A 16,146-nucleotide genomic window follows, 5' to 3' on the forward strand; every position below is an offset into this window, starting at 1 on the left:
GGTGCGCGCCCAGCCTACCTTCGCCAAGCTGACTTCAGGCCTGAAGCTGCACTACCGCGTGCAGGGGAATCCCGAAGGGCCCTGGCTCGTGCTGCTCAACGGCCTGCTTTCGGATACGACCATGTGGGCCGGTGTGCTGCCAGGCCTGTCCGACGCTTTCCGCATCCTCACCTTCGACAGTCGGGGGCAGGGCCGCTCGGACGCGCCCCCGGAGGGGCCCTATCCCACGGCGCTGCTGGCGGAGGAGGCCTGGGAGCTGTTCGGGCAGTTGAACGTGAGGCGTCCCTGGCTCATCGGGCTCTCCAACGGCAGCGCCATGAGCCTGGAATTGCTGAGCAGCCGGCCGGAAGCCTTCGCCGGGGCCGTGCTCACCAGCGCCATGCCCAGCTTCGATTTCGCCCTGAGCCTCAAGGCCGAGCACTGGGCCCACTGCCTGGAGGTGGGCGGGCCCCTCATGCAGTTCGACGCCGTCGCGCCCTTCCTGTGGGGAGACACCTTCCTGGAGGCCCGCCACGGAGTGTTGCGCGCCTACCATCAGGTCGTGACGGGCGGCAACAAGCCCATGCACGGCAACCTGCATCAGATCCGCGGAACCCTGGGCTGGGACATCCGCGACCGCCTGGACCGCATCCAGGCGCCGGTGCTGCTGTTGAGCGGCGCCGAAGACCTGCTCACGCCGCCCTGGAAATGCCTGGAGACGGCGCGGCGGATCCCCCACAGCCGCTTCGAGATCGTGCCGGGCATCGGCCACGCCTATCCCGTGGAAAATCCCAAGGGATTCGTGGCTCAGGTGCGGGCTTTCATCACGGGAATTCAGATCTGATGCCCGGCGGGATTTGGTCGATACGAAGATCTGACTTATCCTGTCCACATTCCCGAGCCACTCCTGACTCGCCCTGCCGCCGAGGTGACCTATGGCCACCCCTTCTCAGTCTCCGATCATCTTGAGCTTGCAAGAGCTCAAGGAGCTATCCATCGGCAAGCTCGCCGAACTGGCGAAGGAGCTGCAGATCGAGAATCCGCTGGCCATGCGCAAGCAGGAGCTGGTGTTCCGGGTGCTGCAGGCCCAGGCCGAACGGGAAGGGCAGTTCTTCGCCGAAGGCGTGCTGGAAGTGCTGCCGGAGGGCTTCGGATTCCTGCGCAGCCCCGATCAGAACTACCTCGCGGGGCCCGAGGACATCTACATCTCGCCCAGCCAGATCCGCAAGTTCAACCTGCGCACCGGCGACACCCTGTCCGGCATGATCCGCGCGCCGAAGGAAGGCGAGAAGTTCTTCGCCATGCTGCGCGTGGACGCCGTCAACTTCGATCCCCCCATGGTGGCCAAGGACCGCGCCCACTTCGATGACCTGGTGCCGCTCTACCCCAAGCACCACCTGCGCATGGAGCGGGATGCCCAGGAGCTGAGCACGCGCGTCATGGACCTGATGACGCCGCTGGGCAAGGGCCAGCGCGCGCTCATCGTGGCGCCGCCCCGCACGGGCAAGACCGTGCTGCTGCAGAACATCGCCAACTCCATCACGGCGAACCATCCGGAAGTCTTCCTCATCGTGCTGCTCATCGATGAGCGCCCGGAGGAAGTCACCGACATGGAGCGCAGCGTGAAGGGTGAGGTGGTGTCGAGCACCTTCGACGAGCCCGCCACGCGCCACGTCCAGGTGGCCGAGATGGTCATCGAGAAGGCCAAGCGCCTGGTCGAGCACAAGAAGGACGTGGTGATCCTGCTGGATTCCATCACGCGCCTGGGCCGGGCCTACAACACGGTCGTTCCGCCCAGCGGCAAGGTGCTTTCCGGCGGCGTGGACAGCAACGCGTTGCAGCGGCCCAAGCGCTTCTTCGGCGCGGCCCGTAACATCGAGGCGGGCGGCAGCCTCACCATCATCGCCACGGCGCTCATCGAAACCGGCAGCCGCATGGACGACGTGATCTTCGAGGAGTTCAAGGGCACGGGCAACAGCGAGATCGTGCTGGACCGCAAGCTCAGCGACAAGCGCATCTTCCCCGCCATGGACATCCAGAAGTCCGGCACCCGCAAGGAGGACCTGCTCATCGAGCCCGCCAAGCTCGCCAAGATCTGGGTGCTCCGCAAGATCCTCGGCGCCAGCGGCCCCAGCGAAAGCATGGAACTGCTCGTCGACCGCCTCGGCAAGGCAAAAACCAACGACGAGTTCTTGGCGAATCTACAAGAACCGCCCACACGACGGTAAGGCCGCGGGGCGCCCCATCTCCGGCACAGCCCTATCGCGATGACGCGTGATTCTGCCCCAGGCCGTTGATCTGGGACGGGGCCACGTGCGCTCGATGGCCTTGGCGCCGATCCTGGTAGACCGGGAGAAAGACCTGGAAGGAGCTTCCATGGCCCGGCCGGCTTGAGACCCTGAGGTTCCCGCCGTGCCTTTGAATGATGTCGTGCACGACGGAAAGACCGAGCCCGGTCCCCTGGCCCGCATCCTTCGTGGTGAAGAAGGGTTCGAAGATCCGCTCCATCGTCTGGACCGACATCCCGCACCCCGTATCTTCCACGGTGAGCTGGATGCAGGGGCCGGAATAGGAGGGATCCACCAGGCCCTGCTCGTTGGCCACTTTCTGAACCTGGATGTAGAGTTCCCCGCCTGCGGGCTGCATGGCCTGGCTCGCGTTGAAACCCAGGTTCATGATCACCTGGTGAAGCTGGGAGGAATCTCCGGGGACTTCCAGGCCCTCGGCGATGTCGCTCCGCAGTTGCACGTTCTCCGGAAGCGCGTTCTGGAGGAGCTTGGCCACTTCTTCCATGAGGCTGGTGAAGTCCACTGGGGTCCAGGGACCATCGGAGCGGCGGCTGAAGTTCATGATCTGCGACGCCAACTCCTTGGCGCGGCCGCCCACCCGCCGGATGATCTCGAATTTGGATTGGATGCGGCTGTCGGGACCGACCTGCATCTCCATGAGGTCGACCGTGGTGAGCACCACGCCGATCAGGTTGTTGAAGTCGTGGGCAACCCCCCGGGCCAGGGCGCCGAGGGTGCCCATTCTCTGGGCCACCCGCGGGTGCCAGTCATTCCCCGATTCCAGGGTGATGTCCCTCAGCCGGACGATCAGTGACTCGACCAGCCCCTGTTCGTTCTGCACGGGAGAAAGGGTGCCCTCGAACCAGATTTCCCGCCCGGCGCGGGTCCTGAGGAAGACGCGGCCCATCCAGGCCTTGCCCGTGCGCGCTTGATCAAGGGCGGTGGCCAGGATGTTGTATTGCACTTCGGGTCCAAACAAGTCCAGCAGGTTTTGCCCCGCGGGCCAGGGACCGGACTGGTTGAAGATCCGCGAGAATGCGGCGTTCGAATGCAGCAAGGTCCCGGTCTTGGCATCCAGGAGGGCGAGCCCCTCCGGGACCTGGTCGAGGGCAGAAGCGAGCCCCCGTTCCATCCGGGGATCAGGTGCGAGACCGCTCATGCCGCCCAGCCTCCAGAACCGGCCGGGGCACCGAAAGCGCAGGCAGTGGGGGATGGGCACATGTCCGGCTCCTGGATGTCGATGTCTTCGCCTAGGCCGGCCTGGGCCAGCCCTATGGCCAGAATCATAGGGAGGGCACCCGTCGCTTGTAATCCAGTTCCGCCGAACGGTGGTTTTCCTACCCCCGAACGGGCATTCCTTCACCAAGGTCTCACTGGTCCGGATTGCGCCTTCAGTCCGGTTCGGTCCGCAGGTAGGCTCGCATTCTCGGGGTCATGGCGCGGCTGACCGTCAGTTCGACCTTCGGGGCGATCATCACTTTGACCCGCCCGACCGTGGCGGGTCGAATGCCCCGGACCATCTTGGGCCGCAGAAGCAGGTGGCGCTGGATCCTCAGCATCCCATCATCGGGAAAGGCCTGTTCCACTTCCGAAAGGGTGGTCCAGCGGGTGACGTACCGGTTCATGCCGCGGCAGGCCCAGACGTGATCATCCTGCAATTCGAAGTGCGTGATGAGGTCCAGTTCCATGAAGATCTCGCCGTCGCCCGCGCGGATGGGGAACCGCACGGGAGGCGGGAGCAGCGTCTTCAATTCGCTGGGATTGAGGGGCCTGACGAGGTTCTGGCGCAATCGCTGGAGGCACTTGGCCAACCGGTCCTCGAAGACCGGCTTGAGCAGGTAGTCCGCGGCGGCCAGCTCGAAGGCACGCACGGCGTAGGTGGAGTGGGCGGTCACGAAGACCACGGGCGGACAGGACGGGGCCTCTGCCAGCACCTCCATGCCGTTGGGGCCCGGCATCTGGATGTCCAGGAAGATGACATCCAGCTCCTGCGGCTGCTTCAGCCACTGGAGCAGGGCCTGTCCGTCGCTCAACTCGCCGACGACCGCGCAGTCCGCTTCCTGAAGCAACCGCGACAAGCGCTCCCTGGCCAGGGGCTCGTCATCGACCACCAGGGCTTTTAAGCGCTTCATCGGCATAGTCTACTTGGTTCGCCTCCAGGCGGATGCAGGCAAGCGTGCCCTCGTTCGAAGGGCCTACCTCGAAGCTGGCGCTCGTGCCGAAGTGCAGGGAGAGCCGCGAACGCAGGTTCTTCACGCCCAGGCCCCCTCCTCCCTGTCGATCGGAATAGGGCACGCCGGAATTCCAGACTTCCAGATGAATCACCCCCTCCTGGTTCCGGGCGCGGAGAATCAATTCCCCGCCGCGGATGCTGGGGGCGATGCCGTGCTTGATGGCGTTCTCCACCAGGGGCTGGACGAGCAGCGGCGGCACTTCGATGGCATCCAGACCCTCGTCCCACTCCCAGGTGACCCTGAGCCGATCCTCCAGCCGGATGGCCTCCAGGGCCAGGAAATCTGAAATGACCCTGCGCTCTTCCCCGAGGGGCATCCGCATGGACTCCGAAGCGGTCATGATGCGCCGGAGCAGGTCCGAGAGGTGCCGGATGGCTCGTTCCGCCGCCTTGGGGTTCTTGTTGACCAGTTCTGCGAGACCATTGAGGGCATTGAAGAGCACATGGGGATGGATCTGGCTCTGCAGCAGCCGGTTCTTGGCCACCCGCGCTTCGGCGACCGAGGCCTGCCGCAGCTCCTCGGAACGGGCGCGGGCGGCGACCAAACCACCGACGAGCATCATGCCTGGACCAACCAGTGACACATAGAGCTCCACGACCTTGCCCAGGCTGAATTTGAGGCTTCCATGAGCGAGTATCCAAGCGTCAAGAAGTGGGAGAAGGGCCGAGATTGGTTCACAAATGAGGATCGAAAGAGCGAAGCCAACAATGAAATTCCAAGGCGAAGATAAGTGGCGGGGCAGGATCCAAGGCAAGGGAGCCAGCAGGGCAAAGGCTCCAATGTGCGTTAGCGGGGAGGAGATGGCGCTGATCCAGATCCAGCTAGATCCGAGTCGGTGGCCCGCCCAGTGCCCTTGGAGAATCAGCAGCACCAAAATCGCGTAGCAGACCCCCATGAATCGCCAGTTTTTGGCCAGGGGGAAACAAGAAGCCCAAGAATTCGTCAATCCTAGGGCTCCGCGATCACCAAGCTCGGCGAATTCGGGCCCGTCATCCCTGCGTCGTGAGGACAGTGGTGAAGGAGAAGGGCTTCTGCTCACGGGCAGCCTTCAAGCCCTGGGCTTTCTGCGCCTGGTGGAGCGATTCGCTGGCGGAGCTCGAACGCTGGATGGATTCTTTGCGGAAGGAGAGGCGGCTGTTCATGGGAATTCCCGGGTAGCGCCATGGGGCGCAACCACGGTTCTGAGGCTTGCCGGGATGAAAGCCAAATCCTTTCCATGAACGGTATCTAAGCACGACTTCAACCGTTGGGGGGCGCTTCGAACACCTTTCGGCGGCCGGCTCGAATTCGGGATTGGATGGCTGTATTCCTGGGTGGGTCCTGTTCTTCTAGGTGAAGGAAGCAGCCACGCCATGACACATCGGCCCCCTTGCCAGACTGCAGCGTTCTTCGTACTCCGCACGCCGGGGCTGGCCTCGGACGCGCTTTCACGCTGTGCCCCTGATCCTGGAGGAGCCCATGGCCTGGCCCCTTCCGAGAGTGGATTGGAGGAAGACCGGAACGCGCTGCGCCAGCGCCTCCGTCAGCTGATCCAGGATGGGGCGGTGCGCGAAGCGGTCGCCCTCGCCTCCCCGGATCTGGCTTCCCGACTGGAGGCCTGGCAGGACGGTTCGATGGAGCCCACGGCGGCACGGCGGCTGGAGTGGGCTCTGTTGAAGTACCTCAGCCGGATGAGCCATCGCGCGACGCCCTTCGGACTGTTCGCGGGCGTGTCCCTGGGGAGCTGGACAAGCACCAGCCGCCTGTCTGTGCCGGCCTGGCGGGAGGGCCGCAAAGTCATGCGTCTCGACTGGGGTGTTCTGGAATCCGCGGTGGACCGCCTGGAGCAGGAGGCCGACGTTCGGAACCTTCTGACCTACCGGCCCAACTCGAGTTTGTATGCACGCGGCGGTTGGTACCGGTACCTCGAGCGCCGCCCCTCGGGGAAGGGCCAGGAGCGGAGCTACCACTTGGAAGCGGTGGAAGCCACGGCCCACCTCGACGTCGTGTTGCAGCAGGCCCGGGAGGGGGCCCGCCTGGTGGACCTCACCTCGAGCCTGGCCCACCGCATGGCGGTGGATCCCGCGGAAGCGCGGTCGTTTCTGGAGCAGGTCATCGAGGCCCGGTTCCTCTGCGGAAACCTGCATCCACCGCTGACCTGTCCCGATCCCATGGGCTGGGTCACCGCCCTCCTGCGATCGGATCCCACCGCCGGGCATCGAGCCGAAGCGCTGGAGGCCGTGGCCAGGGATCTGGAGACGGCTCGGGAAGCGCCCATCGGAACCCAACCCCAAGGCTACGGCGGCCTCGCGGCCTCGCTGGCGGGCCTCGGGATTTCTCCTGAAACGAAGGATGTCCTCCAGGTGGATCTCTTCAGACCGGTGACGGACCTGACCCTGTCTCCTCTGGTTCAGCGGGCCTTGGAAGATGGTGCCGAGACCCTCCGCCGGCTCACACCACCGCCCGCCGAAGGGCCCCTGGATCGCTTCCGCGTGGCCTTTCTCGACCGGTACGGCGCCCGGTGGATGCCCCTCCTGGAGGTGCTCGACGAGGAGAGCGGCCTCGGCTTCGATGGCGGCCTGCCCCTGGATTCGCCGCTACTGGAGGGCCTGGCCTTTCCCAGCGCCTCAAGGCCGCGCCTGCTGTCCCGTCGGGATCAATTCCTTCTGAAGCAGATCCATCGATGGCACGACACTCGGATCTGGGAGCTGAGCGATGCGGATGTGGAGGCGCTCGAAAACCCCGACCCGCCGCGCTTCCCGCCTTCCTTCGCGGCCTTGACTTCTCTCGCGGCCGACAGCCCGGAGACCCTGGACCGCGGGACCTTTCAATTCTGGATGGAGCAATATTCCGGGCCCACCGCCGCACGCTGGCTCGGCCGCTTCGCCTCGGGCGATCCGGGCTTGGAGCAGGTCCTGAAGGACCACTTGCGCAAGGAGGAAGCAGCCTGCCCCGAGGCTCTGTTCGCCGAGGTGGTCCACGTGCCCGAGGGGCGCATGGGCAACGTGCTCGCGAGGCCGGCGCTGCGGGTGTACGAGATCCCCTTCCTCGCGACTCCGGGCGTTTCCGATGAGAAGACGATCCTGCCATCGGATCTCCGGGTGACCGTGCGGGGAGGCCGCGTGGTGCTCGCCTCGGCACGCCTCGGGCGGGAGGTGGTCCCGCGGCTCTCCTCCGCCCACAACTTTGCCCACGGGCCCGTGGTCTACCGGTTCCTGGCCCGCCTGCAGGACCAGGATGGCCGCCCGGGCGGGTGGTCCTGGGGGGCTTTGTCCGAACAGCCCTTCTTGCCCCGGGTCAGTTGTGGACGGCACGTGCTCAGCAAGGCCCGCTGGCGCATCGAAGCCGCAGAACTGAAGTCAGCCCTGGATGATTCCCGCGAAGGCGCCTGGGGGGCCTTCCAGGCGTTGCGGGAGCGGCGCGGGCTTCCTCGGTTCGTCGTGCTGAACGACGCCGACAACGGCCTGCTGGTGGACCTGGACCGGGTGCTGTGGGTGGAGGCCCTCCACCACCTTGTCTCCGGGCGTCCCTTCTTCCTTCTCACGGAGTGTTTCCCCGATCCGGGCCAGGCCCTGGTCACCTCACCAGAAGGCGCCCTGGCCCACGAGCTGGTCATCCCCTTCGAGGCGGCGTCTCCCGACAGGCCCGGGCTGGGCCCTCTCCCCGAGGCACAGCAGGATTCGGGTGCGAGGGCCTATCCGCCTGGCTCGGAGTGGCTCTACCTCAAGCTCTACTGCGGAGCGGCCAGCGCGGATCGCCTCCTGGTGGAACTGGAGCCCTTCCTGCGGGCGACCCAGGCCCAGGGGCTTTGGGATCGCTGGCACTTCATTCGGTACCGCGATCCGGAGCATCACCTGCGCCTTCGCTTCCACGGCGTTCCAGGCCGGCTCCTCGCCGAACTGTTGCCGCTGGTTCATGGGCACCTGAAGGAACCCCTGGCCCAGGGGCTGCTGTGGAAGTGGCAGGTCGACACCTTCGAGCCGGAGCTGGAGCGCTACGGCGGCCCCCACGGCTTCGCCCTGGCGGAGGCCTGGTTCTTCGAGGACAGCGGACGCGTCCTCGAACATCTGGTTGCCGGCCCGACGATGGAAGCCCGGTGGCGATCAGGCTTCGTGGGCGTGGATGCCATCTGGGCGGCTCTTGGGTTGGATCTCCGCGAGCGAAAAGATCTCGCCCAGGCCTCCCGGGAGGCCTTCCGGAAGGAGTTCGGAGACACCGGGGAAACGGTGGTGCAGATCGGCGCGAAGTTCAGAAACCTGCGCAAGGACCTGGAGCGTGCGTTCCAGGACGCGGCGGAAGGGGCCACGGCGTCCGGCAGTCTGGCGCGCATCCGCGAGGCCATTGAGCAGGGACTGATCCAGGAGGATCGGATCAGCCTGGCCAGCAGCCTGGCACACATGCACCTCAACCGGCTGTTCCGGGACAACCCCCGGGAGCAGGAATGGGTGCTCATGGAATTCCTGGCCCGGATGTACGAGTCCCGGATGGCGCGGCAGCCTGCCCCTTGTTGAATGGGTCCGGATGGAAGCTGGCGGGACCACTCCCGCGCAGGCTCACCTCGCCCGCTTGTCCCTGAAGAAACGCCAGGCCTCTTCGGCACTCTCGACATCGCCGTTCTGCTTGCCGCAGACAGCCGTATAAAGGAGGCCGTATCTGTGCGCCAGGCTTGGCTCGCAGTGGCCGCCGCCTTCAACTTTGAGCAGCACGACCTGGGGGCCGCCGGGATCGCCCCAGGTCATGCGGGTCACGCGGGTGGGATCGCCGGAGCGTCCAGCCGGGGGGATCGTTTGCTGAGTGGGAACACCGCCCAGCCCGTCCACCTTTCGCCAATAGGCCAGGGAAGCTTCCGTGCCGAGCACCGCGCCGCGGAGCTTCTTGTAGAAGTGCACCTGGCCGCCTTCGTAGGGCATGAGCGGATCCTTGGTGCCTTCGATCATGAGCACGGACATGGGTCGTGAAGCCGGCGCGGGCGCGTGGTCGCCGGGCATGGAGGCACAGGTCGCGGCGATGGCGGCCAGGGGATGGTCGAGTTCCAGGGCCAGGCGGAACGTGAAGACGCCTCCGTTGGACATGCCCATGGCATAGACGCGCTGGGGATCCGTGTTCTGGTCACGCTCCATGCGGTCGATGACGGCTTTCGCGAAGGCCACGTCATCGGTGGTGGGGTTGCCGGTGCTGCCGGGTCGTCCATCATTCCAGCCCTGTTTCCCATCCTCGCCCTTCGCCCCGTCGAGCGCGGCCACGACGAGTCCTTCTCGGTCCGCGATGGCGGCCCAGGCGGAGAGGGGACATCGCTCCTGGAGGCCCGTGCCCAGCGTGTTCTTGGCGTTCCCCATGTGGCCGTGCAGCACGATCACGAGGGGGCGCCTGGGCTGCGCGGGCCCCGCAGGTACGGCCACGAGAAAGTGCCTGGGGCCGTCCTTGGTAGCGACGATGCCCTCGGTGATGGAAGCTGCCTGTGCGGGGATTCCGAGGCATCCCACAAGTAGCGCGGAAGGAAGGATGTTTCGAAGGATCATGCGCAGGAGCATAGCCATGCCCGGTAAAAAAACAACCTGGCAGTGGAACGCGCGGCTGGGGTGTCGGCCCCTGGCTGGGTGTCGAAGGCTAAACTGGGGCCCATTCGAGGTTTCAGTCATGACCGAGCACAAAGAGCACTGGGAGCACATCCACGCCACCAAGGGGGACGCGGTGAGCTGGTACCAGCCCGCCTCCACGGAGTCGTCGCGGCTGATCCGGGCCTGTGGGCTGCCGGTGGGTGCCACCGTGCTGGACGTGGGCGCTGGTGCCTCGGTCCTGGTGGATGAACTCCTGGAAGCGGGGTTCCGGCCCACCCTGCTCGACATCGCGGAATCAGCCTTCGTGCGCGTGCGGGAACGCCTGGGGGCGCGCGCCTCCGAGGTGGCCTTCCTCGTGGGCGACATCACGGCCATCGATCTTCCCAAATCCCAGTTCGACCTGTGGCACGACCGGGCCGTCTTCCACTTCCTCACGGAGCCGGAGCAGCGACAGGCCTACGTCCAGGCGCTGAAGAAGGCCCTGCGACCCGGCGGCTTCGTGGTGCTGGGAGGATTCGCGCCCGACGGCCCGGAGAAGTGCAGCGGCCTGCCGGTCTGCCGCTACGACGCACAGGGCTTCGCCGATCAGCTGGGTGAGGGCTTCGATCTGCTGGAAGCCTCGCGGGAGCTGCATCCCACGCCTTTCGGGACCCTGCAGGCATTCCAGTACGCGAGGTTCCGGAGGCTCTGAATCCGGCTGTGCCGGATTCAGAGCTGGGGAACGCTGAGCGTTTCCAGACGATCCCCTGTTCGGGATGCGCAGCATCCCCATCTCGGGATTTGGTCGTAGGCCAGATCCCGAGCCATCCGGTAAACTGTAGGGTCATCCGAAAGCCTCCCCGTGACCTTCCCGCACACGCCATTCCAGATCCGCGACGTCGAGGTGCCCAACCGCCTCGTCATGGCGCCGCTCCACGAAATCACCGATCAGCCCTTCCGGAAATTCATCCGCGAGATCGGCGGCGTGGGACTCGTCGTGTCGGAGATGATCAGCAGCGAGGCGCTGATCCGCCATGCGGTGAAGGCGGAAAGGATGATGGCGGCCACGGGCGAGCGGCCGCTCTCCATGCAGATCTCCGGCGGCCGTCCCGAGGCGCTGGCCGAAGGCGCGGAACTGTGCGCGGCGGCGGGCGCGGACCTGGTGGATCTGAACATGGGCTGCCCAGCCAGCAACGTCACCAAGGGCGGCGCGGGCTCGGCGCTGCTGCGCGACATCCGCCTGGCCGAGCGCTGCGTCTCGGGGATGGTGAAGGCCGTGAAGGTGCCGGTCACGGTGAAGATGCGGGCCGGCTGGGACGCTTCGCAAAAGGAACGCGGCGAGTTCCTGGACTTCCTGCGCATGTTCGAGGCCGTGGGCGTGCAGGCCCTGGCCATCCACCCGCGCACCCGCGCCCAGCAGTACGAGGGGAACGCGGACTGGAGCATCATCGCCCGCGCCGTGGACGCGGGGACCTCGTATCCGATCATCGGCAACGGCGACGTGAATGCGCCCGCGGATGCCTTCCGCATGATCGAGCAGACGGGTTGCGCCGCGGTGATGATCGGCCGCGGCGCGCTCTACAATCCCTTCTTGTTCCGCCAGATCCTGGATCCGGAATTCGCCGTGACGACGGAGATGCGCATCGACGCGACGCTGCGGCTCTTCCAGATCCTGCTGGACCTGCTGGAACCGCGGGAGGCCTTGCACAAGATCAAGAAGATCGGCGCCTGGTTCACCAAGGGCGTGCCCGGCGGCAGCGGCTTCCGCCAGAACCTGCACGCCGCCAGCGACCCCCAGGCCCTCATGGCGGCCATTGATGCCCTGCGGCACCAGGCAGCCTAGCTGAATTCAGGCTGGTCCCGCGGCCGTGGCATCTTCCAGTGTGAACGCCGCATCGGCGGTCTTTGGAGCGAGGCGGATGGCACAGCCTTCCACGGGGCAGCGGTCGCAGTAGAGACGTCCGCAGGGATCCACGTGGGTGTGCACCTCGCCTTCGATGTCGGCGGCCTCCAGGGCCTTCTTTCCGAAGTCTTCGCAGAGGTCGTGGGCCCGCCGCACGGGGTAGAACTCGGGAACGACGATGTGGACATCCACGTGGGTGTAGCGGCCCGAGCGGAAGGACCGCATTTCGTGGACTGCAATGATGTCCGGGGTCCGGACGGTGTTCATGGAGGCGAGGACCTTGTTGAGCGCTTCGGGATCTTCCATGTCCAGCAGGGCCTGGGAGGATTCCTTCACCAGCCGGAAGCCCGTGCGGGCGAGCAGCAGGCCTACGATGGCGGCCATGAGCGGATCGAACCACTTGATGCCCGTGAGCTTCACGGCCAGCAGACCCGCGGCGATGCCCACCGTGGTCCAGAAGTCGGAGAGGATGTGGTGGCCATCGGCCTCCAGGGCCTTGGATCGGGTCTTCCGCCCCTGGGTGAGCAGGAACCAGCCCAGCAGGCCGTTGATGAACCCCGCCAGCAGATTGATGGCCAGGCCCTTGCCGAGGTCCTTGAGCTCGACCCCGTAGATGAGCCCCCGGCCGGCTTCGAGCAGGATGAACACCGCGGCCAGGGAGATGAGGCCGCCTTCGAAGGCGGCGCTGAAATGCTCGATCTTGCCGTGTCCGTAGGGGTGTTCCTTGTCCGCGGGCTTGCCCGCGAAGATCACGGCTCCCAGCGCGAACACGGCCGCGACGACGTTCACGACGCTTTCGATGGCGTCGGACTTCAGGGCCACCGAGCCAGACAAGGCAAAGGCCAGGTACTTGAGGCCGAGCACACAGGTGCCCGCCACGATGGACAGGCTGGCGACGCGGATCCGGAATCTCTGTTCGAGGTGCTCAGCGGACATGGTCATTCCTTCGATGCACAGGTTCAGCCGAGATCTTCGAACAGGCCTCGCTGAACGCCATTGCCGGGGTCGGCAGGAAAAGGGTAGGCCTCGGCCGGAGCCCAGGGACGGTCCGGATCGAAGCGCCCGGGCGGCGGCAGACCCGGCGGCAGCCAGCGGATGGCCGGGGCGGGCTGGATCTGGCCAAGAAGGGTCTGGGCCCCGGCCTCGGGAGGCACCGCGGGCACCCGCAGGAGCGCGACGGGCGGATGATCCAAGGTCTCCAGCCAACCCTGCGGTAGCATGGCGCGGGCCTCGAGGGGAACGGGATCCCGCGGATCCGCCGCCAGGCCAGGTGTGAAGGCGCCGGGGGCGGGGGGCAGGGGCAGGCTGGCGCGCCAGGGGTGGCCTTCCCGCAGGGCCTGGCGGCCCAGCAGTGCGGCCACCTGGAGATCCTCGCAGGCGCCCAGGTGGATGGGGGCGCGCAGGCGCTCTTGCAGCAGCGCCTTGAGCGCCCGCAGTTGTCCAAGGGCCGCGGGCCAACTGCCACCGGCCCGCAGGAATTCGGCGCCTCCAGCCAGGGAGAGCCGCCATCCCACGGCCCTTCGCGAAAAGGGCAGGTCCACCCAGGCTCCTGAAGCCAGGCGCTGGGCGAGGCCCCGCTCGGCGGTGCCCTGGGCTTCCGACATCGCCGCGATCAGGGCCTCTCCTGAGGCGAGGGCCGGCAGGGCGCCGAGGGCGAGAGCCGCTTCGCCCCACAGCCAGCCGGGGCCCGCCTCGTCTCCCGAATGGGCCACGCCCAGGCCCGGTAAAGTCCAGTCCCGGCCCGGGCGTGGCACCCATCCGATCACGCCCTGGCGCCAGAGTTCGCCCAGGGGGCCCTCGGGCATCTCCGATGTGTGCGCCCAGCCGCGGAAGGCGCCCCCCGGTAGTTGCTGAGCGGACTGAGGACCAAGATGGAGGCTCAGGTGAGGGATGGCCGTGATGGCCTCCCACCAGCCCTGGCGGGATTCGGAAGGCAGGGCCTGCATCCAGGCCGGGGGATGGTCCCAGATCAGTCCGAAGCCCCCCGGAAGCAGCGAGACCAGGTTCATGAGGCGGGCCAGGGCCCTGCCGGGGGCGGCATGCACCGAGGCCAATCCCTCTTCCAGGAACCGGGATCCGGCCCATCCGGCCCAGGGGCCGTCCGGCGCGACGTTCAGGATGAATCCCCGTCCTTCGGTTCCCGTCACGGTGTCTCCTGAGGGGCGGGGGGCGGCGCGAACGTCGGCGTGAACATGGGACGTCCCACACCGCCGGGCGCGAAGGCGCGGTTCCAGCGGGCCCTCAGGCGGCGGGCGGAGGCTTCGGCCGCGGCCAGGTCATCCAGGCCCTGAAGCCTCAGGCCCAGCCAGGTGGCCGAGAGGAGACAGCCGGTGCCCCGCCGTTCGCCGGGAAGCCTGGGGGTGGCCTCCAGGGGCTGGAGGCGCCCCTCGGTGATCCAGACGTCCTGCACCTGGTCGCCAGCCCCGTGACCGCCCTTGAGCCAGACGGCGGCCGCACCGGCCTTCAGCCAGGGGAGCGAGAGCTCCTCCGCCGAGGCGGTCCGGATGGCCTCAGGAGGCAGCCCGGCGAAGGCGGCGGCCTCCCCACGGTTGGGGCTCACGACCCAGCCGCCCATGGGCAGCAGCTCGGCGGCCATGCGGCGAAGGTCCTCGCCATCGTGCAGCCCTACGCCGGCGCTGGGCGCGAGGATGGGATCCCAGATGCGGATGGGGGGCGCCAGGTGGCGCAGGGTGGCGCAGAGGCGCCGGAAGGTTCCGGCTTCCAGGGCGCAGAGGCTCAGCTTCACGCCCCAGCGGCCCACCAGGTGCGGTGCGAGGGTTTCGATCCGCTGAATCGGATCCATGGCGGGGGGCTCGATGCGGACGCAGGCCAGGCCGTTCTGCAGGGTTTCGGCCAGGCTGACCGCCATGGGCTGGCAGCCCAGCTCCGACAGGGCCAGGACGTCGCGAAGGAGACCGGCCCCGCCCGACGGGTCCATCCCGCCCAGGCAGAGGGCGAGCGGCGGGGCACTGGCGGGGGCGGCAACCATGGACCTTCCAGGATGCCACAGGATGGCCGCGGCGGCCCGATCTACACCCGGCGGTCGGAATCCACGATCTCGGTGACGCGCAGGCCCAGACTGTCTTCCAGGACGGTCACCTCGCCGCGGATGAGCACGCGGTCCTTGCAGAGCACGTCCATGGGTTCGCCGGCGCTCTTCTTCAACTCCACGAGGGACCCAGGTTCCAGGTCCAGCAGGTCGCGGATGGTCAGGCGGGCCTGGCCCAGCTGGATTTCCAGCTTGAGGGGCGTATCGATGAAGGGCATGACCTCGGCCACGACCTGCTCGAAGCTGAGCACGCGGTCGCTGTCGATCCGATCCCCCCGCTTGATGGCCATGTCCCTCCCGCCGGTCCTGTCAAAGCATGGACTCAGGCTTCCGGCATCGCAACGGCCATGCCAGGAGCTCCGTTTCGCGCTTCACTGCCGGCCTCACTGCTGGATGGCCCAATCCACGATGAGCACGCTCTTGATGGGCCGTTTGGGCTTCTTGTGCTTGGGATCTTCCTTTTCGCCCGGTTTCGGGGGATGGGGTTTGAACTGCTCGTTCAGTTTGTCCTTCATCTCCTTACGCAGAGCTTCGCGGGACTCGGGGTCGGTGGCCTCCTCCACGCTCTTGCCCGAGAGGATGCCGAGCACGATGGACTGGATGAGGCTCTTCTCGGGCGAGGGTTTGTCGCCGGAGACCAGCTTGCCCAGTTCACTGTCGCAAAAAAGGATGTTCAGCTCGCAGCGCAGGAAGGCGTTCCGGCGGGGCCCCGTGAGGTTCACGGTGCGCGTCAACACCATGACGGGGGCCGCTTCGGGCCCGCTGTGTCCCCCGCTTTCGTGCTTCTCACCGGTCTCTTCGCAATCTTCGGAATCCTCGCCGCCAGGGCCGGCAGAGTCCGCGGCGGGTTCGCCCTGGGATTGGGCCTCGCGGGCCTTGGCCTTTTCCTCTTCCGCGGCTTTCGCCGCGGCCCGCTTCTTCAGGAACAACATGGTGCCGGCTCCGCCACCGCCAAGGACGACCAGCGCGGCCACCAGGAGGATGATCAGTTTCATGGGGCTTTTTTTCAAAGCGGCTGCGTCGTCGGACATGGAGACCTCGTCGGATTCCCCTTCATCGGATGGGCGGGAGAGGAGCCTGAATTGCGGTGCTCGTGCCTCGAACCAGATTCAATTCCAATGGGATGGGGGTTTTTCAACGGGAATGGATCGGATAGGTCCTGGCAGCCTTCTTCTGT

15 protein-coding genes are annotated in these 16,146 nt (G+C 66.7%); 5 read left to right on the forward strand and 10 right to left on the reverse strand.

What is annotated here, in order from left to right; translation table 11 throughout:
- Position 1: 1 nt before the first annotated feature.
- Together QSJ34_RS02110 and rho are read left to right on the forward strand one after the other, a co-directional pair.
- Positions 2-823, forward strand: coding sequence for an alpha/beta fold hydrolase (locus QSJ34_RS02110; protein ID WP_285569637.1), 822 nt, complete (start codon positions 2-4; stop codon positions 821-823).
- 121 nt (positions 824-944) lie between these two features.
- Positions 945-2,207: a transcription termination factor Rho gene (gene rho / locus QSJ34_RS02115; protein WP_285569640.1), complete on the forward strand. Its 1,263-nt coding sequence runs from the start codon at positions 945-947 to the stop codon at positions 2,205-2,207.
- Positions 2,208-2,238: 31 nt separating this feature from the next.
- Here rho and QSJ34_RS02120 read toward each other — a convergent pair whose 3' ends face one another.
- The 4 genes from QSJ34_RS02120 to QSJ34_RS02135 form a co-directional block, all read right to left on the reverse strand.
- Entirely contained in the window at positions 2,239-3,426 is a 1,188-nt protein-coding gene (locus QSJ34_RS02120; protein ID WP_285569644.1) for a two-component system sensor histidine kinase NtrB, read from the reverse strand.
- 232 nt (positions 3,427-3,658) lie between these two features.
- Entirely contained in the window at positions 3,659-4,399 is a 741-nt protein-coding gene (locus tag QSJ34_RS02125; RefSeq protein WP_285569646.1) for a LytR/AlgR family response regulator transcription factor, read from the reverse strand.
- The gene (locus tag QSJ34_RS02130) at positions 4,368-5,084 is read right to left on the reverse strand and encodes a sensor histidine kinase (RefSeq protein ID WP_285569649.1); all 717 of its coding nucleotides are present in this window, start codon (positions 5,082-5,084) and stop codon (positions 4,368-4,370) included. The genes QSJ34_RS02125 and QSJ34_RS02130 overlap by 32 nt, the downstream gene beginning before the upstream one ends.
- A 406-nt stretch (positions 5,085-5,490) precedes the next feature.
- Positions 5,491-5,643, reverse strand: coding sequence for a hypothetical protein (locus QSJ34_RS02135; RefSeq protein ID WP_285569652.1), 153 nt, complete (start codon positions 5,641-5,643; stop codon positions 5,491-5,493).
- Between the two features lie 402 nt (positions 5,644-6,045).
- Between QSJ34_RS02135 and QSJ34_RS02140 the strand changes: the two genes are divergently transcribed.
- Positions 6,046-8,991, forward strand: coding sequence for a lantibiotic dehydratase (locus QSJ34_RS02140; RefSeq protein WP_285569656.1), 2,946 nt, complete (start codon positions 6,046-6,048; stop codon positions 8,989-8,991).
- A gap of 42 nt (positions 8,992-9,033) precedes the next feature.
- Here the strand turns inward: QSJ34_RS02140 and QSJ34_RS02145 are convergent, their stop codons facing one another.
- Positions 9,034-10,017, reverse strand: a complete 984-nt coding sequence (locus QSJ34_RS02145) for a CE1 family esterase (RefSeq protein WP_285569660.1) — start codon at positions 10,015-10,017, stop codon at positions 9,034-9,036.
- Positions 10,018-10,117: 100 nt separating this feature from the next.
- On the opposite strand from QSJ34_RS02145, the gene QSJ34_RS02150 reads away from it, so the two are divergent.
- A complete protein-coding gene (locus QSJ34_RS02150) occupies positions 10,118-10,729 on the forward strand; it encodes a class I SAM-dependent methyltransferase (protein WP_285569665.1) in 612 nt (203 codons plus the stop codon).
- A gap of 150 nt (positions 10,730-10,879) precedes the next feature.
- Positions 10,880-11,860 (forward strand): tRNA dihydrouridine synthase DusB, encoded by a 981-nt coding sequence (gene dusB, locus QSJ34_RS02155; RefSeq protein ID WP_285569668.1) that lies wholly within the window; start codon positions 10,880-10,882, stop codon positions 11,858-11,860.
- 6 nt (positions 11,861-11,866) lie between these two features.
- On the opposite strand, the gene QSJ34_RS02160 is transcribed toward dusB, so the two are convergent.
- The 5 genes from QSJ34_RS02160 to QSJ34_RS02180 all read right to left on the reverse strand — a co-directional run bounded on the left by QSJ34_RS02160 (position 11,867) and on the right by QSJ34_RS02180 (position 16,000).
- Positions 11,867-12,856 carry a cation diffusion facilitator family transporter gene (locus QSJ34_RS02160; RefSeq protein ID WP_285569671.1) on the reverse strand — a complete coding sequence of 330 codons (990 nt, stop codon included), beginning with the start codon at positions 12,854-12,856 and terminating at the stop codon, positions 11,867-11,869.
- 23 nt (positions 12,857-12,879) lie between these two features.
- Positions 12,880-14,067, reverse strand: coding sequence for a hypothetical protein (locus QSJ34_RS02165; RefSeq protein ID WP_285569674.1), 1,188 nt, complete (start codon positions 14,065-14,067; stop codon positions 12,880-12,882).
- Positions 14,064-14,909, reverse strand: coding sequence for a bifunctional hydroxymethylpyrimidine kinase/phosphomethylpyrimidine kinase (locus QSJ34_RS02170; protein ID WP_285569678.1), 846 nt, complete (start codon positions 14,907-14,909; stop codon positions 14,064-14,066). Before QSJ34_RS02170 ends, QSJ34_RS02165 begins: the two co-directional genes overlap by 4 nt.
- Before the next feature lie 41 nt (positions 14,910-14,950).
- Entirely contained in the window at positions 14,951-15,259 is a 309-nt protein-coding gene (locus tag QSJ34_RS02175; RefSeq protein ID WP_285569681.1) for a FliM/FliN family flagellar motor switch protein, read from the reverse strand.
- Positions 15,260-15,352: 93 nt separating this feature from the next.
- On the reverse strand, positions 15,353-16,000 hold the full coding sequence (locus QSJ34_RS02180; RefSeq protein WP_285569683.1) for a flagellar basal body-associated FliL family protein: 648 nt from the start codon (positions 15,998-16,000) through the stop codon (positions 15,353-15,355).
- Positions 16,001-16,146: the final 146 nt, after the last annotated feature.

Origin of the sequence: Geothrix limicola (genome assembly GCF_030268085.1) — a bacterium.
GTDB lineage: Bacteria > Acidobacteriota > Holophagae > Holophagales > Holophagaceae > Geothrix > Geothrix limicola.

Coding starts and splice junctions, on each gene's coding strand:
- QSJ34_RS02135 (WP_285569652.1), bottom strand. CDS start 5,643: ATGAACAGCCGCCTCTCCTTCCGCAAAGAATCCATCCAGCGTTCGAGC.
- QSJ34_RS02150 (WP_285569665.1), top strand. CDS start 10,118: ATGACCGAGCACAAAGAGCACTGGGAGCACATCCACGCCACCAAGGGG.
- QSJ34_RS02175 (WP_285569681.1), bottom strand. CDS start 15,259: ATGGCCATCAAGCGGGGGGATCGGATCGACAGCGACCGCGTGCTCAGC.
- QSJ34_RS02180 (WP_285569683.1), bottom strand. CDS start 16,000: ATGTCCGACGACGCAGCCGCTTTGAAAAAAAGCCCCATGAAACTGATC.
- QSJ34_RS02145 (WP_285569660.1), bottom strand. CDS start 10,017: ATGGCTATGCTCCTGCGCATGATCCTTCGAAACATCCTTCCTTCCGCG.
- QSJ34_RS02125 (WP_285569646.1), bottom strand. CDS start 4,399: ATGAAGCGCTTAAAAGCCCTGGTGGTCGATGACGAGCCCCTGGCCAGG.
- QSJ34_RS02160 (WP_285569671.1), bottom strand. CDS start 12,856: ATGTCCGCTGAGCACCTCGAACAGAGATTCCGGATCCGCGTCGCCAGC.
- QSJ34_RS02170 (WP_285569678.1), bottom strand. CDS start 14,909: ATGGTTGCCGCCCCCGCCAGTGCCCCGCCGCTCGCCCTCTGCCTGGGC.
- QSJ34_RS02120 (WP_285569644.1), bottom strand. CDS start 3,426: ATGAGCGGTCTCGCACCTGATCCCCGGATGGAACGGGGGCTCGCTTCT.